Consider the following 18,704-nt stretch of genomic DNA (forward strand, 5'->3'; position numbering starts at 1 on the left):
CGCAACAGGAGTGCGCATGTCTTTCCTTCAGTCTTTCGGCAAAGCCGCCGCAGGGGTCGCCCTTGCCACCGGCATGATGACCGCCACCGTTCCCGCCTTTGCAGCGGACTACACCAAGGACAACCCGCTCAAGGTCGCGCTGGTGCTGCACGGCACGCTGGGCGACAAGAGCTTCTTCGACGACGCCGCCGAAGGCATGAAGACCGCCGAGGCCGAGCTGCCGGTCTCGGTCAAGATCATCGAGCTGGGCTATGACCGCTCCAAGTGGCAGGCAGGCCTCGCCGACGCCGCGGACTCCGACTACGACGTGATCATCGCCGGTACCTTCGACATGACCGGCTACATGGTCGAACTGGCGCCGCAATATCCCGAAGTGAAGTTCATCGACTTCGACGATGCGCCGGACTTCTCGTCCTGCGACTGCTCCAACATCCTGGGCGTGCAGTACACCACCGCCGCCGCCGGCTACCTCGCCGGCTACGCCGCTGCCAAGATCTCGACCTCGGGCGTGCTCGGCACCATCATCGGCATGGAATTCCCGACCGTCACCGACTTCAAGACCGGTTTCGACCAGGGCGCCATGGCTGCCAATCCGGGCGTCCAGATCCTCAATGCCGTGGCCGGCTCGTTCAATGACCCTGCCAAGGGCAAGGAAATCGCACTGGCCCAGATCGGCCAGGGCGCTGACGTGATCTTCCCGATCGCCGGCGGCACCGGCATCGGCTCGCTGCAGGCGGTCAAGGATTCCGGCAAGCTGGCGGTTGGCGTCGACAGCGACCAGGCCATCATCTTTGCCGCGTCCGACCAGGCGCAGGCCGATGTGATCTTCACCTCGGTGCTCAAGAAGGTCGGTCACTCGATGGTGCTCGCCCTCGAAGGCACGCTCGACGGCACCGCGCCCTATGGCTCGCGCCAGCTGCTCGGCATCAAGGACGGTGCCGTCGGCATCGCCAAGAACGCCTATTACGAAAAGCTCGTCCCGGCCGATGTGCGCGCCGAGATCGATGCGCTCGAGGCCAAGATCGTGGCCGGCGAGATCGAAGTCAAAACCGACATGGAATAATCCTTCGGGCGCCGTGGCAACGCGGCGCCCGAATTCTGTCTGAACACAAGCGGGTCGGGGGCAAATGACAGCGCTGCTGGAAGCAATCGGGATCGGCAAGGTCTATCCCGGTGGGGTGGTGGCCAATGACGGGGTGAACCTTGTCGTTCAGCCCGGAGAAGTGCATGCCGTCGTCGGCGAGAACGGCGCCGGCAAATCGACCCTGATGAAAATCCTGTTCGGGATCGAGCAACCCAATGCCGGCGAGCTCAGGCTCGACGGCAAGCCGGTGAGCTTTGCCAATCCGCGGCAGGCGATTGAGGCCGGCATCGGCATGGTGTTCCAGCATTTCTCGCTGGTGCCGAGCTTCACCGTCTACGAAAACGTGGTGATGGGCTCCGAGCCCCGCGCCGGCATCCGCTTCGACCGGCAGAAGGCCATTGCCGAAGTGCAGGCCCTCTCGGACAAGTTCAAGCTGGGCGTCGACCCGACCCAGCCGGTGCGCAACCTGCCCGTGGGGCAGCAGCAGCGCGTCGAAATCCTGAAGTCGCTCTACCGCAATGCGCGGGTGCTGATCCTCGATGAGCCCACCGCCGTGCTGGCGCCGCAGGAAGTGCAGGAGCTCTTCGTCGCCATTCGCTCGCTGGTCGAGCAGGGGCGCACCGTCATCTTCATCGCCCACAAGCTGCCCGAAGTGCTGGAGATCTCGGATGCCATCACCGTCATGCGGCAGGGCAAGACGGTCGGTCGGGTCAAGACCAGCGACGTCACCGAGCAGAGCCTTGCGGCCATGATGGTGGGCCGCGAAGTGGTGCTGCGCGTCGACCGCGCCGCCACCGACCAGAGCGAACTGGTCGCCTCGTGCAAGGGTTTGCGCGTCGTCAACGCGCGCGGCGCAGATATCCTCTCCGATCTCGACGTCAACGTACATGCCGGCGAGATCGTCGGCCTCGTCGGCGTCGAGGGCAATGGTCAGTCCGAGCTGCTCGAAGCCATTTCTGGGCTGCGGCAGGCGACCGAGGGCAGCATCACCATCGCCAATGAGAACATTACCGGCCTGACGGTGCTGGAGCGGCGGGCGCGCGGCCTTGCCAGCATTCCGGCCGACCGGCTGTCGGATGGTCTGGCCACCGGCGCCAGCGTCGCGGAAAACATCGTGGCGACACGCCTCAACGACGACCGCTATGTGCGCCGCGGTCTGCTCGATCTCAAGGCGATCAAGGCCGAGGCCGTCAAGCTGATCGAGCGGTTCTCGATCCGTGTCGGCGGACCCAACTCTGCGGTCGGCACTCTGTCGGGCGGCAACATGCAGAAAGTCGTGGTGGCGCGCGAGCTCGCCGAACAGCCGCGGCTGCTGCTGGTCAACCAGCCGACGCGCGGTGTCGATCTGGGGGCCACGCAGTTCATCTGGCGCACCATCACCGAGGCGCGCGATGCCGGCACGGCCGTGCTGCTGTCGTCGGCAGACCTCTCCGAACTGATGGCGCTGTCGGACCGGCTGCTGGTCTTTTATCGCGGTCGCATCGTCGCGGCCTTCATCAACCACGCCGATCTCAGCCCCGAGACGCTGGGCACCTACATGCTCGGCCTCAAGGCGCAGACTGCCGAAGAAATGAAAGCCGGCCTCAAATGAGCGACGCCATGGCCCTTGCCAGACATTCGCGCTGGAGCACAGCGCGGCGCGAAGCCTTTCGTGCCCTGTTCGCCGCCGGCATCGCACTTGTCGTCGCCTTCGTGGTGGTGCTGTTCACCTCCAAGGCGCCGCTCGAAGCTTTCGAAGTGCTGCTGACCGCGCCCATCGCCAAGATCCGCACCATCGGTCTCTGGGTCGATGACGCGGTCAAGCTCACCATCACCGGCCTCGCCTTCAGCCTCGTCTTCCAGGCGCGGCAGTTCTCCATGGGCGTGCAGGGGCAGGTCTATGTCGGCGCGCTGGCCGCATCCTATGTGGCCCTGTCGCCGCTGGGCGCGACGCCGTTCGGTCTCTTCTTCGGCGTCCTGGCGGCGATGACCGCCGGCGGCTTCTGGGGCTTCATCCCCGGCTTTGCCAAGGCCCGCTTCGGCGCTAACGAGATCGTCTCCTCGCTCATGCTGAACTATGTCGCCATCGAGCTCGCCAACTTCCTGATCCGCACCCAGTTGCGCTCCAAGGCGGGCGTGCTGACCAGCGGCGATTTCCCCGACAGCGCCATGTTCCCGACGCTGGTCGACAGGACCCGCATCGACGCGGCGCTGATCGTGGCGATCCTCGCGGTCTTCGTGGTGTGGTTCCTGCTCTACCGCACCAGTTGGGGCCTGAAGCTCCGGCTCGTCGGGCACAATGCGCGCTTTGCCGAATATTCCGGCATCAAGTCGACCACCATCATGGTGTCGGCAATGACCGTCGCCGGCATGCTAGGCGGCCTGCTCGGCTCGATCTTCGTGCAGGGCCAGACCTATGGCTTCATCACCGTGCAGTTCGAGGGCGGCCTCGCCTTCGAGGGTATTCTCGTCGCCATCGTGGCGCGCGCCCGACCGCTGGCGGTGCCGTTCGTCGCGATTGCCTATGGCTATCTCCGGCAAGGCGCCCAGCTGATGAATATCCGCACCGATGTGCCTGCCGAAGTCATCGGCGTGGTCACCGCCATCATCATCCTGCTGGTGTCGTCGTCGTTCTCGATCAACTTTATCAAGCGGATGCTCCGGCGCAGTCCGGCGCCCGCTGCTGCAACCGCTACCGCCGGAGGCGCCGCGAAATGATGGAGCTTTTTGTCACCGTCTTTTCGGCAGCCTTCTTCGTCACCATCATCCGCACCACCACGCCGCTGCTGCTGGCGACGATGGGCGGTCTGATCGCCGACCTTTCGGGTGCGCTCAACGTCGCGCTCGAAGGGCAGATGCTGATCGGCGCACTGACCGCCGTGGTCGTCTCGGTCTACGCCCCCTGGTATGTCGGGGTCGCGGCCGGCCTGGGCGTCGGCGCGCTGCTCGGGCTCTTGATGGCGTTCTTCTCGCTGCGCATGAAGGCCGACATCATTCTTGTCGGCTTTGCCATCAACATCCTCGCTGCCGGCGGCACCGTGTTCGCGCTGGCGCTGGCCACCGGCGGCGACAAGGGCACCTCGATCAATCTGCAGTCCAAGTCGATCCCGATGCTGGACCTGTCGTTCCTCTCGGGCATTCCGGTGGTCGGGCCGACGCTCTCGGCGCTGCTGTCGGGCCACTCCATGCTGTCCTGGATCGCCGCGCTCATCGTCTTTGCCATCTGGTACTTCCTGTTCCGGACGCCGTGGGGCCTGTGGCTGCGCGGTGTCGGCGAATATCCGGCCGCGCCCGAGGCCGCCGGCATCCCGGTCAACAAGGTCCGCACCTGGTCGCTGATCGTTTCGGGCGCGCTGGCCGGTCTGGGCGGCGCGCAGCTGGCGATGTTCAACTATGTCGGCTTTACCCGCGACATGACGGCCGGCCGCGGCTTCATCGCCCTCGGCGCGGTGCTGCTGGGCGCCCGCCATCCGGTCGGCGCCCTGCTCGCCGCCCTGCTGTTCGGTGCCTTCGAAGGTCTGGCGGTGGTGATGCCGGGGCTCTTCAACGAGATCCCCGCCGAACTCATCCGCATGATCCCGTTCGTCGTCACCATCCTCGCGCTGGTGCTGTTCAGCTACCGCGCCCAGCAATTGCTGCGCCTGCGCTCGGGACAGTAAGGCCCCTCTCTGCTGCGACTACGCTTTGCGTTCGCAAAGCTAGTCTCGCGTCTCCCCCTCAAAGGGGGGAGATTGGCACGAACCGAAAGCTATCAGTCGTCACTCTCTCCCCTTGAGGGAGAGAGGCGAGACTTACGAGCGTCAGCGAGTTAGTCGCAGCAGAGAGGGGGGCCTTACGCCAGCAACCGCTCCGCCGCCACCTTCAGTATTGCCTCGAACGCCGTGGTATCGGCGTATCGCGTTGCCTCGGGGGCGTCGTGCGTCACCCAGCTGCCGCCGCGCGCGGCAATGCCGCCGTCCAGCATCAGGTTCTCGTTCATCTCGAAGTCCTCGACCGAGATGCCGTCCGGGCCGCGCAGGCGACCGTCGGCTGCCGTCTCCACCTTGCCGCCATAAAAGGCCAGCACGCGCTGGTAGTGGTTGCTGGTGACGTTGGAATAGGCGAAGGCTGCCTTGCCCTGTCCGCACATGTAGCCGAGTTCGAATACCGTGCCGGTATCGGCGTGCAGGCCGCGGAACGGCGTCAGGTTGGCGATGATCGCCTGTGCCGAATTCATCATCTGCTCGTCGACGGCCGAGATGTTCTGGCCGAACTGCCGCTTGGTCGGCGCCTTGGGGATTTCGAGATCGCCGGGCGTCACCGGGATGAGGCCTGCGGCGCGCGTCAGCACGATCTTGCGGTCGAGCACTGCCCGCGCGTCGGGCAGGAAGACTTCCGGCCCGGCCAGATAAACCCTCACGCTCATGTGCCGCCTCCGATGCGCTGGCCATCTACCCACACCGCCGCGATGTTGGGTCTCGAGGCGGTGTACAGCACCTTTTCAAAGATCGCGACAGGGTCGGTCTCGTCGAAGAGCCGCACCGTGCCGCCTGGCGCTGCGGGATCGATCAGCATGGCGTCGAACTTCTGCCCGATGGCAAAGCTGCCGATGGGCAGGTCGAGGGCCTCGCCGCCACCGGCCGTTGCCAGATGGAAGGCGGTGGCGATGTCGATGCGCGATCCCGGTCGGCCGCGCGCCGCAGCGGGCAAGGAGGGGTCGACGCCGTCCTCGAGCATGCGCGAGGCCTGCACGGCGCCGCGCGCCGCCTCCCAGATGCTGGCGATCGGTCCGCCGGAAATGTCGGTGCCGAGCCCCACGTGCACGCCCTTTTCCAGTGCGTGGCGCAGCGGAAAGGCGGAGTTGGCAAAGTACATGTTGGACACCGGGCAGTGGGCCACCGCTGCGCCCTTGCCGGCGATCCGCTGCATGTCGGGATCGGTCAGGAAATTGGCATGCGCCAGCACCGTCCGGCGTGTCAGCAGGCCGAACCGGTCCAGCGCCTCGGTATCGGTCTTGCCGTAGCGTTCCAGCGCATGGCCATGCGCCCAGTCGCTTTCGGACGCATGCGTCTGCACGTGGCAACCGCATTCGGCGACCAGCCTGCCGAGCCCTTCCAGCGCCGCATCGCTGCAGGAGGGTATGAAGCGCGGCGTGACCACCGGCAGCACGCGTCCTTCACTCTCGATGCTGCGTACATGGTCGATCAACGCCCTTGTGTCGGCCAGTGCCTCGTCAACCGAGGCGTCGCGATAATAGTCGGGGCAGGCGGCCGGATCATCCATCACCACCTTGCCGACCAGCGCGCGCTGGCCCTGCCGGGCGCAGATGTCGGCCAGCAGTTTGGTCGCCTCCAGATGCTGGGTGGCAAAATAGAGCGCCGTGGTCGTGCCGCTGGCAAGCAGGTCGGCGACCAGCGTCTCGTAGCGCGGCCGGGCAAAGTCGAGATCGGCATAGCGGGATTCGAGCGGGAAGGTGTATTTGCCCAGCCAGACTTCCAGCGGCGCATCCAGCGCCTGTCCCAGCTGCGGATATTGCGGTGCGTGGATATGGAGATCGACAAAGCCAGGCAGCACCAGCGTGCCCTCGGGCAGCGTGATATCGGCGTCGCCCGTACCGATGCCGGTGATGGCGCCGCTCTCGTCGAGGCTGATCACCGCGTCCTCGAGCACGTCGAGGCCACCGCGTTGCGGCGCGTGGACGAAGCGGCCTTTGACGCGCCGGCCGCGCAGGCTCACCAGACCACCTTGTGGGTCTCGCCGGTCTGCACGTTGACGAAGCCCTCGGGCGCCATTTTCGTTGGCGCCACCAGCACCCAGCGCCAGGGGCTGCAGGTCAGCGTGGCGAACTTCAGGAACTCGGGGAAGCCCGGCTTCCAGAGATTGAGCGCGGTGGGCTTGAACATCCACTCGACCTTGGCCGCCTCGGCATAAAACGCCTGCATGTCGCGGTCGAATTCCTCCGCGGTGCGGGCCGTCATCAGGCCACCCACTTCGAGGCGCATCTCGGCCACCACTTCGCCCTTGTGCACCAGCACCCAGCCGCCATCGATCTCCTGCAGGCGGTTGACCGCCTTGGCCATTGCCGCGTCGCTGGAGCCGACGCACCACACATTGTGGCTGTCATGGGCCACCGAGCAGGTGAGCGCCGTGTCCTCGTCCACCGGGCCGCAGCCGGTCCAGAACATCTTGGCCAGCACGCCGGTGCCGCTGTAGCGGTCGATGACGCTCCACTTGGTGGTATCGGGCTTGCGCTGCACCTCGCCGTTGGCAACCGGCATTTCCTCGGTGAGGAAGTCTTCGTTCCAGTGGAACGGGCGCAGCACGGCGGCTTGCATGGTGTCGCGGCCCGGCTCGGCGGGGATGGCGAAATCCGCTGCCGTCAGTTGCCGGCCGATGTTCATCGATCCGGTGGCCCAGTCCGGCCAGTCGATCCTCGGTTGCGGCGCCGTGAAGGTCTTGCCCTCCGACACCAGTTGCCCGTCGGCATAGACATGCCTGATCGAGAGGCTCTGCACATCATCGAGCAGCACCAGATCGGCATAGCGGCCGGGGGTGATCGAGCCCACCCACTGGTCGATGCGCATGTGCCGTGCCGGATTGATGGTGGCGCACTGGATGGCAATCTCGGGCGCCAGGCCGTAGTCGATGGCGTGCCGCACATTGTGGTCGGCGGCACCGCTCTCCAGCGTCTCGCTGGCGCTGCGATCGTCGGTGGTGAAGGCGATATTGCTCCAGTCCTCCAGACCGCGTTCGAGCAGTCCCGGCATGATGACGTCGTAGCTGAAGGGGCGCAGTTCGACGAACAGTCCCAGCGTCAGCCGGTCCCAGGCTTCGTCCAGCGCCCACACCTCATGGTCCGACGACAGGCCGGCGGCGACGAAGGCGGAAATGTCGTGCAGGTCGGTCAGGCCCGAGCCGTGGCCCTCGACCACGCCGCGCATTTCCATGGTGGCGCGGATCATGCCCCACATCCGGCTGTAGCCGGGGTTCTCCGGGTCCCAGACCGAGGGCCAGTCCATCACCTCGTCGAGGCTGGTCACCGACAGGTCGTCGCTGAGGAACTGCTTCTGTTCGTCATAGCCGTAATAGCCGCCGCTGACTTCCCAGGCGCTGGGCGGCACGGCGGAGCCGGGCTGGATGAACACCTTGAGCTGCGAGCCGGCGCGGCGCGCCTTCTGCCAGAACTCGGTATTTTTCGGGCCGTTGACGTTGGCGAATTCGTGGCTGGCCTCGCAGGTCCAGGTGTTGCCGCGCGGCAGGACCAGTGCCGCCTCGAATTCGGGTGTCAGGTGGGTGCTCTCGATATGCTTGTGCACTTCGCCAAAGCCCGGCACGGCGCTGAGTTCGGGGTGCTTGACGCGGCGGGCCACGTCACCGCGATAGCTGCCGATCGGCCCGACATAGGCGATGCGCCGCCCGGAAACGATTACTTCCTGGTTCTCGAGCCATTGGCGCGAATGCACTGCCAGCAGCCGGCCGACCTCGATCGCCAGGTCCGCCGGACGCTTGCCCATGCTCACCAGCAGCAGGTGCTGCCGGATCGTCACCTCGTCCTGGGGGTTGAGGATCAGGTCGTCGGGCAGCGTCATGGCGGGCTCGCAAGATTTGGTAAACCGGTTTACAAGTCAGCTAACCGCAGGGCCGGGAAAATGGCAAGCAGGACCTGCCCATGCGGGCAGGTTTCCGTCATAGTGCCCTCGGGCCACCCTTGGGTCTTGGCTTCAGGGTGCTTCGACACCAAATAGGTACGACACACGAACACAGGGGTTATGACCATGGTCGCCATGCCGCTCTATACGACGACCCCACGCCCGCAACTGGGCCGCTGGCCGTTGACATCGCTGTCGCACCGCCTGGCCATCTCGGTGGGCGATACCGAGCTGGGCAGTGCGTTGCGCACGGCGCTGCTGCTGCGCCCCGAATTCATTGCCGCCAACGACAACAGCGCCGATGTGGTGGTGACGGATTCGCACGAGTTCACCAACTGGAACGGCGCGCAGGTGCTGGTCGTCGGTTCCAACCAGAAGCCGCGCAATGGCGAAACCGTCATCGACAGCCTCGATCCGTCGCTGATCCTGTCGGCCGCCGCGGTGCTGGCGTCGGGGTTCAAGCTGACGCCGGAACGTCCGAACGGCGATGCCATCCGTCTGAGCTCCCGCGAGAAGGAAGTGGCGACGCTGCTGGTCGATGGCGCCTCCAACAAGGTGATCGCCCGCGAGCTCGACATTTCGGTGCATACGGCGAAATTTCACGTCACGGCCGTGCTCGACAAGCTCGGGGCCCGCAACCGCGCCGATGCGGTGGCCATTGCCCTGCGCGAGGGCGTCGTCACGCTCTAGGTTCTGTACCCATAAAGGGGATTCCCTTTGAGTACGAAGGCTGATTCAACCTCCTGAATGGAGGTGGCGATGGCTCGATTTGATCTCAGCGATGCGGAGTGGCGGATCATTCTGCCCCTCCTGCCCAACAAGCCGCGCGGAGTGCCGCGCACCGATGACCGACGGGTGATCAACGCCATCTTCTATGTGCTGCGCACCGGCTCGCCCTGGCGCGACCTGCCGGAGCGCTACGGCCCCTATACGACCGCCTATAACCGGTACAACCGGTGGGCCAAGGCCGGGGTGTGGCTCGGGATATTCGAAGCCCTCGCCGAGCGCTCGCCGCAGTCGATGGCGCTGATCGACAGTTCGATCATCCGGGCACACCAGCACGCCGCGGGCGGAAAAAAGGGGGCCCGGATCACGCCATCGGTCGGTCTCGTGGAGGACTGAGCACCAAAATCAATGCCGTGGTCGATGGGACCGGCCTGCCGATCCGCATCATGCTCACTCCCGGCCAAGCCTCCGACAAGCAGGCCGCCGCCGTCCTCATCGAGAGCCTTACACGCACCCGCGACCTTGTTGCCGACCGCGGCTATGACGCTCGCGTCCTCATCGACCTGGCTGCGGCACGGGGAGCCCGTGCCCACATCCCCACACAGAAAGACCGCAGGGTCCAGCGCAGCATTGACCGGGGCCTCTATCGCGAACGCAATCTGGTCGAGCGCTTCTTCTGCAAACTCAAACACTTCCGTCGCGTCGCCACACGATTCGACAAGCTCGCCCGCAACTTCCTCGCCAGCGTTCTGCTCGCCTCAATCCCACTCTGGACCAGAAGTTATGAGTCCAAGACCTAGTGCCTGCCATCGCTTGCAGTCCGGGCGCTGGTATGCCTAAACCAGTGCCCGCAAACTGGCAGGTGGCGACTTGGAACTTTCCCATGCATTTCAGCCCGGTGGGCTCGACCGGGCAGCGCATCTGCGCGGCGGCGACACGGCACGGGCCGATGCCCGCGCGCTGACCTTCGTCTTCTGGCGCGGCAAGCTGCTGGCCGATGCGGGCGGTACGCCGGTGCTGGCAAAGCTCGATCATCCGGCGCTCGCCGACTGCCGCGAGGCGCCGATCTTTCTCGGCCTTGCCCCCGAAGGTCCGCGCTTTGCCTCCGATCTCAATCTCTGGCAGCCGCATGAAGATGCCGCCATGATCGGCCAGTTCACTGACCAGACCCAGCAGGTGCACCCGCAGTTCCCCGACGCCCAGCTGGTCGAGATCCGCGGCCTGATGCCGGCGCTGACGCCGATCGATGGCGAGTGCATCGCCACCGCCCGGGCGTTGCTGGGCTGGCACGGCACGCATCGCTTCTGCGCCAATTGCGGCACGCCGAGCGTCGTCGAGATGTCAGGCTGGCAGCGCAAGTGTCCGCAATGCGCGACGCAGCATTTCCCACGCACCGACCCGGTGGTGATCATGGCGGTCACCCGGGGCGACCGTCTGCTGCTGGGTCGCGGCCCGAGCTGGCCCGAGCGCATGTATTCGCTGCTCGCCGGCTTTGTCGAACCGGGCGAGACCATCGAAAACGCCGTGCGTCGCGAGACCCTCGAGGAAACGCGTATCGCCGTCGGTCCGGTGCGCTATGTCGCCTGCCAGCCCTGGCCGTTTCCGATGTCGCTGATGTTTGGCTGCGTGGGCGAGGCGCTCGACGAAGAGATCACCATCGATCCGGTCGAGCTCGCCGATGCGCGCTGGATCAGCCGCTCGGATGTGCAGTCGATCCTTGCCGGCAACCATCCGGAGATCTCGGCACCGCGCGTTGGCGCCATTGCCGGCGCCATCATCGCCGCCTGGGCCGAGGGCCGGCTCTAGGCGCACAAGAGCCGGTTTTGCGGCCATTGCGGTTGGCAAGCGGCGGTTCGATACCCACATGCAGGGGAAGGCGCCGCACATTTGGCGGCGCAATTCCACCAAGGGAGAATTCCGCTTGCCAGTTGTTCCGCAGCATTCGCTCGTCGTCGTCGCCGATGGTCACGGCGCCATCCTCTTTCGCACCCACGGTGCGGGCGACAGCCTGTCGCTCAGCGAGGAAACCCGCCTGACGCCGGCCAATCTCGCCAGTGAAGGCCCGTCCGGCATGCGTCCGGAAGAGCAGACGCCGCGGCAGACCGACGAGGCGACCTTTGCCAAGCAGCTGGCCGGCAAGCTGTTCAGCATGAAGGACGCCAATGCGTTCGAACAGTTGATCCTCATCGCCGATCCGCAGACGCTGGGCCAGATGCGCAGTGCGCTGCATGCCAGCGTCACCTCGAGCATCGTGCTGACGCTCGACAAGGAACTGACCAAGCATCCGGCCGCCAAGATCGCCGAGATCATCCGCAACGCCTCGTAAGCCGTGAGGCCGACGCGTTCTCGCCTGAGGGTGCCCTGCGCATCGTCAGGCGTTTTCGCGATGTCAGGCAGCCCGGGGCCGGTATAGGTTCGGGCAGCAGAGACGCAATTTGTGGAGGATGCGTTGGATAGCGCCAATCTGACCAGGCAGCGCAGCGAGCGCGTCTGGCTCACCCGCGAGCAATGCGACATCGCTGCGTTTCGCGCCCTCGTCGAGCGGCAGACCGATGCCGCCGACTATCCGTTTGCCAGCACCATCGAAAAGAACGTGCCCATCTATGAGGGCACCGCCGTGCGACGCGCGGCAACCGACGCCACTTCGCGCCGGGCGCTGCAGGCCGAGTGGGTCGAGGCGATGACCAATGGTCCGGGTGTCGTTGCCTTCCGCGGCGCCTTTGCCAATCTCAGGCCGCTCGACGCCGCGACCGACATCTTCAACGCCATGATCGCCGAGCAGCATGCGACCGGCACCGGTGGCGGCGACCACTTTGCCAAGCCCGGCGCCAATGACCGGATCTGGAACGCCCTCGAAAAGCTGGCGCTGCACGATCCGGAAGTGTTCGCCATGTATTACGGCAACGATATCGTGGCGCTGATTTCCGAGGCCTGGCTGGGGCCGGGCTATCAGGTCACCTCGCAGATCAACTGTGTCAATCCGGGGGGCGCCGCACAATCGGCGCATCGCGACTACCATCTCGGCTTCCAGACGCCCGAGACCATCGAGCAGTACCCGGTACATGTGCACGCCATCTCGCCGGTGCTGACGCTGCAGGGCGCCATCGCTCACTGCGACATGCCGCTGGAAAGCGGTCCGACGCTCTACCTGCCGTTCTCGCAGGCCTATCTGCCCGGCTACCTCGCCACCGGGCTGCCCGAGTTCAAGGCCTATTTCGACCAACACCATGTGCAATTGCCGCTGCAGAAGGGCGACGCCGTGTTCTTCAACCCGGCGCTGTTCCATGCGGCCGGCACCAACCGCTCGGCCGATATTCGGCGCATGGCCAACCTGCTGCAGGTGTCGTCGGCTTATGGCCGGGCCATGGAGAGCGTTGATCGCGCCCGCATCAGCATTGCGATCTACCCCACGCTCAAGGCCATGCTCGGCTCGGGACAGCTGACCCCGCTCGATGTGATCAATGCCATTGCCGCATCGGCGGAGGGCTACGCCTTCCCGACCAATCTCGACCGCGACCCGCCAATCGGCGGCCTCGCCCCGGAGTCGCAGCAGGCGCTGTTCCGCCGGGCGCTCAATTCGGGCTGGGACGTGGCCGAGTTCGAAAGCGCCATAGCGCTGCAGGCGAGCAAGAAGCTCACCTGAGCCGGGCCGCCGGCCTGTCATCAAACCGCAGCGGACTCTGCTGTAACGGTCGCGCGAACTTTCGCCAGCGTCCCGTTCAAGAGAAGCTTTTCATGTCGCCGTCATTGCAGTCCTACGTCCCCTTCATTGCCGATCCGCATCGTCCGTGCGCCATCGTTGCCCACCGCGGCGCCTGGCACGCCGCACCCGAGAACAGTCTCGCCGGCATCGCGGCGGCCATCGAGGCCGGCTATGACGTGGTGGAGATCGACATCCGGCGCAGTGCCGATGGCGAGTTCTTCCTGCTGCACGATGATACGCTGGTGCGCATGGCCGGCCTCGACCGCGTGCCCGAGGACCTGACGCTGGACGAGCTCACCGCGCTGACGCTGCGGCATCGCGACGGCGGCGCCGCCAACCCCATGACCATCGAGAGGCTGCCCAGCCTGGCCGAGGTCTTCGAGCTCACCCGCGGGCGCATCTTCATCGATCTCGACATCAAGCATGTCGACATGCTGCCCGAGGTCGTCACTGCGGCGCGCCACATGGGCGTTGCCGACCAGGTCGACGTCAAGGCCGACCTGCGGACCCAGGCGGACTTTGACTGGATCACCGGCGAGGTGGCCGCGCACGGCGTCCCCTTCATGGCCAAGACGCATCTCGAGGATGCCTCGGCCGGGGCCCAGGTCGAGCTGTTGTTCCGGCTGGCGCCCTTCATGTGCGAGGTCAGCTTCTCGCGGCTGGAACAGGTCGCGGCCATCCGGGAGCGCGCCGAGGCAGCGGGAGTCGCCCTCTGGGTCAATACGCTCGATCCGGTGGCCAACCCCGCCTTCACCGACAGCGCCGCCCTGCGGGACCCCGAAGCGATCTGGGGCCGGCTGATCGACGCCGGGGTGTCGGCCATCCAGACCGACGAGCCCGCCGCCCTCAAGGCCTTCCTGGCCCGCCGCGCCACCGCCTGATCAGGCCACGACGCTCCAGAGGAGGCCGAGCCCGGCGCTGCCCAGCAGCACCGGGATCATCGGCGCCTTGAAGCGGAAGAGCGCCAGCGCCGCGAGGCCAGCCAGCACAAGTGCGGGCAGGTGCAGCGAGGTCAGGTCCGGCAGGTTGACCGCCAGACCCCAGCCGCGCCAGGTCTCCACCCGGCCGAACAGTGTGTGCAGGCCGAACCACACGGCAAGGTTGGCGATCACCCCGACCACTGCCGCGGTGATGGCCGACAGCGCGCCAGTGAGGGCCTGATTGCCGCGGAGCGTCTCGATGAAGGGCGCGCCGAGGAAGATCCAGAGGAAGCAGGGGACGAAGGTCACCCAGGTGGTCAGCACCGCCGCCAGCGTTGCCGCCAGCAGCGGCGGCAGGGCGCCGGGATCGCGAAAGGCGCCCATGAAGCCGACGAACTGCACCACCTGGATCAGCGGGCCGGGCGTCGTCTCGGCCATGCCGAGGCCATCGAGCATCTCCTCGGGTCGCAGCCAGCCGTAGTTCTGCACCGCCTCCTGCGCCACATAGGCCAGCACGGCATAGGCGCCGCCGAAGGTAACGACGGCCATCTGGCTGAAGAACACTGCGATCTTGGAAAACACATTGTCCGGCCCCAGCGCCAGCAGCAGCGCTGCCACCGGCAGCAGCCACATCAGCAGCAGCACGCTCGAGACGGCCAGCGACCAGGCGATGCCGGGGCGTGCATGCGCGGGCGTGGTTTCACCCAGCAGCGAGTCCGCATCTGCCAGCACATGTGCCGCGGCTGCCCCGTGACCGCCGCCAATGCGAAAATGGCGCGACCCGGCGCGGGCCCCGGCAAAGCCGATGAGCCCGGCGCCGATCACCACGACGGGAAACGGAACCCGGAAGAGGAACAGTGCGAGGAAGGCGGCGATGGCGATGGCCACCATCACCGGGTTCTTCAGCGCCCGCTGGCCGATGCGGATCAGGGCCTGGAACACCACCGCCAGCACGGCGCATTTGAGGCCGAAGAACAGTCCGGCCACCCAGCCGACATTGCCGAAGGTGGCATAGATGAAGCTGAGGGCGAGGATCGAGACAAAGCCGGGCAGGATGAACAGCGTTCCGGCGACCACGCCACCCTTGGTGCGGTGCAGTAGCCAGCCGATGTAGACGGCAAGCTGCTGCGCCTCCGGGCCGGGCAGCAGCATGCAGTAGTTGAGGGCATGCAGGAAGCGGTGCTCGCCGATCCAGCGCTTCTCGTCGACGAGGATGCGGTGCATCACCGCAATCTGCCCGGCGGGGCCGCCAAAGCTCAGCGCGGCGACCCGCAGCCACACCTTGACGGCGTCGCGAAACGGGATGGTCTCGTCGGGCCGGTAGGGAGGCCGTGGGGCGGTGGTCGGATCAGGCATCGGCTTCCCCGGTCTGGCGTCATGGGCGTCTCTAGCCTGCAGACATGACAGTTCGAATGCGCATGCCGCTAGCGTGCGTAGCCCACCCGGCCGCGAAAGCTCATGCCGGCGTAAAACAGGCTGATATCATCGAAACCGGCCTCGCGCAGCAAGGCCTCCTCTTCCTCGGGCGCGAGGATCGAGAGCCGCGTGCCGATGGCCTGGCGCGCGCTTTCAAGCTGCGCCGGATCGGTGTCATCCGGCGAGCCGTAGGCGACGTGGCGGGCGATCCACAGGCTGCGCTCCGGCTCGGTCTGCGCAAAGCTGATATGGGCGATGACCAGCGGCGCACCCGGTCTCAGCCGGCGATGCAATTGCCGCAGCGTCTCGAGACGCTGCGCGCGCGGGATGAAGTGAAAGGTCAGCAGCGAGGTCGCCGCATCGAAGGGCCCTTCCGGCGCGTCCTCGATGTAGCCCTCATGCAGCCCGACCCGCGCTGCGTGGGCGCCGAGCGTCTCGCCGGCCAGGCGCAGCATGTCGGCAGACGGGTCGACGCCATCGAACGACCAGCCCGGATGCGCCTCGGCAAACGCCTTGAGCTCCATTCCGCCGCCGGCTCCCAGCACCAGCACCCGGCCGTCTTCGGGCATGCGTTCGGCCAGCAGCATGGCGGTCATCCGATGCAACCCGGAAAGCCCCGGTACCCGCCGCTCCGTTCCTTCGGCGTAAGTGGCGACGGAGGATCCGGAGAATGGCGTGGAGGGCATGGTGGACCTTCATGATCTTGCGGGGTTCGGGCGCGCGCAGAACGTGCGTGTAGACGACTATTCCTGCCGAGCGTGAAAGCGACTGTTATTGACAGTGAACGGAGCTTTCAATCGGCATCTGGTGACGCTGCGATGACATCGCGGAGACGGTCGAAGCCGATGCCGGTGCCGCTTTCGCGAATGTCACCATCCTTCGCGCTGCTGAAGACGGCCTGTTCCGTGTAGGTCATTGTCGTCTGCCCCGCCTTTGCAGCGAACTCGACTGTCACCAGAGACGATGAGTTGCTCACGCCAGCAGCACGCATCGTGTAGGCGTAGACGATACGCTGGCGGGGCAGGATCTCAAGGTAATGGGCGAGCATCGTCTGTTCGGTGCCATCTGGCATGCGCCAGATCAGTCGCTCGCTTCCATCGACCCGGAAGTCGAAGTGATCCTCGATGACATGCCAGTCAGCGTGGCAGGCGTTCCAGCGTCGCTTCAACTCGTGGTCGGCCCAGAAACGGAAGGCATGCCCCGGGCTTCCGGGCAACTCGCGCACGATGACGAAAGTGCGATGATCAACATCTACGCCCATCAGTTGTCCTTTTGCTCCGGTATTTCCGCCATCAGCGCGGCCAGTCGATCAAAGGCAGTGTTCATCTCCGCCTGGCGCTGTTCGATCCAGTTGCGCATGTCCTGAAATGCCTGTGGCTGCATGCGGAACGTCCTCACACGGCCGACCTTCTCGGAAGCGACGATGCCGCTTTCCTCGAGAACGCGGAGGTGCTTGAGGACGGCGGGCAAGCCCACATCGACGGGTCCGGCAAGTTCTGACACCGAGGCCGGCCCTTTCGCCAGCCGTTCGACAAAGCCCCGGCGATAGGGGTCGGCGAGGGCCTGAAAGATCTGGTCAAAGTCGGAAGCTGGAGCGGTGCTCATCATGATGCTTCGAGATAGTGCCTGGGCATCGCATGGCTATAGGGGAACATTGGGAAATAGGGTTTTGCCTCCGCGATTACCCGTTGCACGGACGGGCGCTGCAGCAGCCGCTCCAGATATGCAGCGAGATGGACCTGTTCGCTCGCGAAGGGATGCACGATGGATGCGAAAAAGAGCGCCGGCAGTGCCGCACAGTCGGCCATGGTGAAGCTCTCGCCCGTCGCCCATTGGCGTGCAGTCATTTGCCCTTCGAGCATCTGGTAGGCCTGATCGAGCATGGCCTTGGCCTCGCTCACGCCATACGGGTCATTGGCTTCGGGCGGTCGGATCTTGTCAGTGACGATCTTCTGCATGGGGACGCTGATATAGAGATCAAAGAACCTGTCCCACAGGCGCACCTGCAACAGGGCATCGGCATCGCTGGGCAGGAGACGAACCGGACCCGGATGATGCTGCCCGAGATACTCAATGATAATGCTGGTCTCGGGGATGGTTCGCCCGGCCTTGGCATCATGCAGCACGGGAATCTTTCCTACCGGCCATCGGTTGAGGTGCGCGGCGGCCGAACCCGGATCCGCGAAGTCGACCATCCGCGTCTCGAATGCCGTGGCATTCTCATAGAGGGCAATCAGCACCTTATGGCAAAACGATGCGAGCGGATGGATGTAAAGCGTGAGGGTCATCGTGGCAGCTCAATAGTTTCCGACTATGGAAACTTATAGGACAGGTTTTCATCGTCCACAATATGCTTTCTGCATCTGGAAACTAATGTCCCGGAGTGGGCGACGTCGAACTTCGGCAACAGCTACCGCTACTTGCAGCAGCGGGATCGATCATGCATCGTCCCGGCCAAACTGTCCGGGGGGAACGGATGCGGATGTCGAGGGAGATTAGGGCAGGGCTTGGGCTCATGGCGCTGCTGGCGCTGGCGGGCTGCTATCCGAGCGCGACGCCGCTGATCGAGGCCGCCGACGCCATCGCCATTCCGGGCATGTCGGAGGGCATCTACTGCCATGCCGAGAACCGGCTGATCCCGCCGCAGGTCAGCGTCGCGCCGCAGATCAGCGAGGCGCTGGGCGACAACAAATGCCGCGACCTGCACTGGGACGCGGCGCGCAACGGCTATGTCGACCGGCTGTCGCCGAACATGGAGCTGCTGGTCAGCGAGCTCTATCTGCCCGAACTGCTGGTGCTGCAGGCGCGCACCGGTCCAGGTTCGGACATCTATCGCCTGCTGCCGATCGCGGCGGTGGATGGCATGTTCATCCTCTATGACGGGGCCAGCGCATGGCCGGAGGGGCTGGTCGAGGCCAGCGGTCTCGCGCTCACGGACGATGGCACGCTGGCCGAGACCGATCCCGGCTATGTCGCTGCCGTGGTCGGCAAGACCTGGGACCGCGTGCTGCAAAAGTTCCGCGAGGATGTGGCCTTCGTCGAGGATGCGGCCGGGCCGCGGCTGGAATTCCGGCGGGTCGATACCGCCTATAGCTACCTCGTCTATTTCAAGCAGGACCAGGCCGGCGACATCGAAAAGATGCGCGCCAGCATGCTGGCCCTCGCCGACAGCCTCGGGCTGGTCAAGTCCGACACCATCTGGACCGAGCACGCCGACTAGTTTTTCGACTTTTGACTTTGAGACCAAG

At 65.5% G+C, this 18,704-nt stretch carries 19 protein-coding genes; 11 read left to right on the plus strand and 8 right to left on the minus strand.

Annotation, left to right across the window (positions count from 1 at the left end):
* Positions 1 to 16 precede the first annotated feature (16 nt).
* The 4 genes from AC0L4C_RS10035 to AC0L4C_RS10050 all read left to right on the plus strand — a co-directional run bounded on the left by AC0L4C_RS10035 (position 17) and on the right by AC0L4C_RS10050 (position 4,722).
* Positions 17 to 1,063 (plus strand): BMP family lipoprotein, encoded by a 1,047-nt coding sequence (locus tag AC0L4C_RS10035; RefSeq protein WP_473399395.1) that lies wholly within the window; start codon positions 17 to 19, stop codon positions 1,061 to 1,063.
* A 64-nt stretch (positions 1,064 to 1,127) separates the two neighbouring features.
* Positions 1,128 to 2,675, plus strand: coding sequence for an ABC transporter ATP-binding protein (locus AC0L4C_RS10040; RefSeq protein WP_473399396.1), 1,548 nt, complete (start codon positions 1,128 to 1,130; stop codon positions 2,673 to 2,675).
* Positions 2,672 to 3,781, plus strand: a complete 1,110-nt coding sequence (locus AC0L4C_RS10045; RefSeq protein ID WP_473399397.1) for an ABC transporter permease — start codon at positions 2,672 to 2,674, stop codon at positions 3,779 to 3,781. The genes AC0L4C_RS10040 and AC0L4C_RS10045 overlap by 4 nt, the downstream gene beginning before the upstream one ends.
* Positions 3,778 to 4,722: an ABC transporter permease gene (locus tag AC0L4C_RS10050; RefSeq protein WP_473399399.1), complete on the plus strand. Its 945-nt coding sequence runs from the start codon at positions 3,778 to 3,780 to the stop codon at positions 4,720 to 4,722. The genes AC0L4C_RS10045 and AC0L4C_RS10050 overlap by 4 nt, the downstream gene beginning before the upstream one ends.
* Positions 4,723 to 4,895: 173 nt before the next feature.
* Here the strand turns inward: AC0L4C_RS10050 and AC0L4C_RS10055 are convergent, their stop codons facing one another.
* Genes AC0L4C_RS10055 through AC0L4C_RS10065 form a run of 3 tightly spaced genes read right to left on the minus strand, consistent with a single transcriptional unit; the run spans position 4,896 to position 8,631 of the window.
* Positions 4,896 to 5,468 (minus strand): nucleoside 2-deoxyribosyltransferase, encoded by a 573-nt coding sequence (locus AC0L4C_RS10055; protein WP_473399400.1) that lies wholly within the window; start codon positions 5,466 to 5,468, stop codon positions 4,896 to 4,898.
* Positions 5,465 to 6,778 carry a guanine deaminase gene (gene guaD / locus AC0L4C_RS10060; RefSeq protein WP_473399401.1) on the minus strand — a complete coding sequence of 438 codons (1,314 nt, stop codon included), beginning with the start codon at positions 6,776 to 6,778 and terminating at the stop codon, positions 5,465 to 5,467. Before guaD ends, AC0L4C_RS10055 begins: the two co-directional genes overlap by 4 nt.
* On the minus strand, positions 6,775 to 8,631 hold the full coding sequence (locus AC0L4C_RS10065; RefSeq protein ID WP_473399402.1) for an adenine deaminase: 1,857 nt from the start codon (positions 8,629 to 8,631) through the stop codon (positions 6,775 to 6,777). Before AC0L4C_RS10065 ends, guaD begins: the two co-directional genes overlap by 4 nt.
* A 180-nt stretch (positions 8,632 to 8,811) precedes the next feature.
* On the opposite strand from AC0L4C_RS10065, the gene AC0L4C_RS10070 reads away from it, so the two are divergent.
* The 6 genes from AC0L4C_RS10070 (at position 8,812) to AC0L4C_RS10095 (ending at position 14,001) form a co-directional block, all read left to right on the plus strand.
* Positions 8,812 to 9,381: a response regulator transcription factor gene (locus AC0L4C_RS10070; protein WP_473399403.1), complete on the plus strand. Its 570-nt coding sequence runs from the start codon at positions 8,812 to 8,814 to the stop codon at positions 9,379 to 9,381.
* Between the two features lie 69 nt (positions 9,382 to 9,450).
* Positions 9,451 to 10,217, plus strand: a protein-coding gene (locus tag AC0L4C_RS10075; RefSeq protein WP_473399404.1) for an IS5 family transposase whose coding sequence is annotated in 2 segments (ribosomal slippage) — positions 9,451 to 9,760 and positions 9,760 to 10,217 — 768 coding nt in all. Because the reading frame shifts where the segments join, the coding sequence is not laid out codon by codon here.
* Positions 10,218 to 10,287: 70 nt separating this feature from the next.
* A complete protein-coding gene (gene nudC, locus AC0L4C_RS10080) occupies positions 10,288 to 11,223 on the plus strand; it encodes an NAD(+) diphosphatase (RefSeq protein WP_473399405.1) in 936 nt (311 codons plus the stop codon).
* 115 nt (positions 11,224 to 11,338) lie between these two features.
* Entirely contained in the window at positions 11,339 to 11,743 is a 405-nt protein-coding gene (locus AC0L4C_RS10085; protein WP_473399406.1) for a host attachment family protein, read from the plus strand.
* Between the two features lie 123 nt (positions 11,744 to 11,866).
* Positions 11,867 to 13,060 carry a phytanoyl-CoA dioxygenase family protein gene (locus tag AC0L4C_RS10090; protein ID WP_473399407.1) on the plus strand — a complete coding sequence of 398 codons (1,194 nt, stop codon included), beginning with the start codon at positions 11,867 to 11,869 and terminating at the stop codon, positions 13,058 to 13,060.
* A 92-nt stretch (positions 13,061 to 13,152) separates the two neighbouring features.
* Positions 13,153 to 14,001, plus strand: a complete 849-nt coding sequence (locus AC0L4C_RS10095) for a glycerophosphodiester phosphodiesterase family protein (RefSeq protein WP_473399408.1) — start codon at positions 13,153 to 13,155, stop codon at positions 13,999 to 14,001.
* On the opposite strand, the gene chrA is transcribed toward AC0L4C_RS10095, so the two are convergent.
* The 5 genes from chrA to AC0L4C_RS10120 form a co-directional block, all read right to left on the minus strand.
* Positions 14,002 to 15,396, minus strand: a complete 1,395-nt coding sequence (gene chrA / locus AC0L4C_RS10100) for a chromate efflux transporter (RefSeq protein WP_473399409.1) — start codon at positions 15,394 to 15,396, stop codon at positions 14,002 to 14,004.
* A 68-nt stretch (positions 15,397 to 15,464) separates the two neighbouring features.
* Positions 15,465 to 16,142, minus strand: coding sequence for a class I SAM-dependent methyltransferase (locus AC0L4C_RS10105; RefSeq protein ID WP_473399410.1), 678 nt, complete (start codon positions 16,140 to 16,142; stop codon positions 15,465 to 15,467).
* A 107-nt stretch (positions 16,143 to 16,249) separates the two neighbouring features.
* A complete protein-coding gene (locus AC0L4C_RS10110) occupies positions 16,250 to 16,717 on the minus strand; it encodes an SRPBCC domain-containing protein (protein WP_473399411.1) in 468 nt (155 codons plus the stop codon).
* A complete protein-coding gene (locus AC0L4C_RS10115; RefSeq protein WP_473399412.1) occupies positions 16,717 to 17,064 on the minus strand; it encodes an ArsR/SmtB family transcription factor in 348 nt (115 codons plus the stop codon). The genes AC0L4C_RS10110 and AC0L4C_RS10115 overlap by 1 nt, the downstream gene beginning before the upstream one ends.
* A complete protein-coding gene (locus AC0L4C_RS10120; RefSeq protein WP_473399413.1) occupies positions 17,061 to 17,744 on the minus strand; it encodes a glutathione S-transferase family protein in 684 nt (227 codons plus the stop codon). Before AC0L4C_RS10120 ends, AC0L4C_RS10115 begins: the two co-directional genes overlap by 4 nt.
* A 194-nt stretch (positions 17,745 to 17,938) precedes the next feature.
* On the opposite strand from AC0L4C_RS10120, the gene AC0L4C_RS10125 reads away from it, so the two are divergent.
* On the plus strand, positions 17,939 to 18,676 hold the full coding sequence (locus AC0L4C_RS10125) for a hypothetical protein (RefSeq protein ID WP_473399414.1): 738 nt from the start codon (positions 17,939 to 17,941) through the stop codon (positions 18,674 to 18,676).
* Positions 18,677 to 18,704 lie beyond the last annotated feature (28 nt).

The sequence above is a fragment of the Devosia sp. J20-27 genome (assembly GCF_055808595.1).

Excerpts from the sequence above, each read along its gene's own strand:
- AC0L4C_RS10035 (WP_473399395.1), top strand. The coding sequence starts at position 17 with ATGTCTTTCCTTCAGTCTTTCGGCAAAGCCGCCGCAGGGGTCGCCCTT.
- AC0L4C_RS10040 (WP_473399396.1), top strand. The coding sequence starts at position 1,128 with ATGACAGCGCTGCTGGAAGCAATCGGGATCGGCAAGGTCTATCCCGGT.
- AC0L4C_RS10045 (WP_473399397.1), top strand. The coding sequence starts at position 2,672 with ATGAGCGACGCCATGGCCCTTGCCAGACATTCGCGCTGGAGCACAGCG.
- AC0L4C_RS10050 (WP_473399399.1), top strand. The coding sequence starts at position 3,778 with ATGATGGAGCTTTTTGTCACCGTCTTTTCGGCAGCCTTCTTCGTCACC.
- AC0L4C_RS10055 (WP_473399400.1), bottom strand. The coding sequence starts at position 5,468 with ATGAGCGTGAGGGTTTATCTGGCCGGGCCGGAAGTCTTCCTGCCCGAC.
- AC0L4C_RS10065 (WP_473399402.1), bottom strand. The coding sequence starts at position 8,631 with ATGACGCTGCCCGACGACCTGATCCTCAACCCCCAGGACGAGGTGACG.
- AC0L4C_RS10070 (WP_473399403.1), top strand. The coding sequence starts at position 8,812 with ATGACCATGGTCGCCATGCCGCTCTATACGACGACCCCACGCCCGCAA.
- AC0L4C_RS10095 (WP_473399408.1), top strand. The coding sequence starts at position 13,153 with ATGTCGCCGTCATTGCAGTCCTACGTCCCCTTCATTGCCGATCCGCAT.
- chrA (WP_473399409.1), bottom strand. The coding sequence starts at position 15,396 with ATGCCTGATCCGACCACCGCCCCACGGCCTCCCTACCGGCCCGACGAG.
- AC0L4C_RS10105 (WP_473399410.1), bottom strand. The coding sequence starts at position 16,142 with ATGCCCTCCACGCCATTCTCCGGATCCTCCGTCGCCACTTACGCCGAA.
- AC0L4C_RS10110 (WP_473399411.1), bottom strand. The coding sequence starts at position 16,717 with ATGGGCGTAGATGTTGATCATCGCACTTTCGTCATCGTGCGCGAGTTG.
- AC0L4C_RS10115 (WP_473399412.1), bottom strand. The coding sequence starts at position 17,064 with ATGATGAGCACCGCTCCAGCTTCCGACTTTGACCAGATCTTTCAGGCC.
- AC0L4C_RS10120 (WP_473399413.1), bottom strand. The coding sequence starts at position 17,744 with ATGACCCTCACGCTTTACATCCATCCGCTCGCATCGTTTTGCCATAAG.
- AC0L4C_RS10125 (WP_473399414.1), top strand. The coding sequence starts at position 17,939 with ATGTCGAGGGAGATTAGGGCAGGGCTTGGGCTCATGGCGCTGCTGGCG.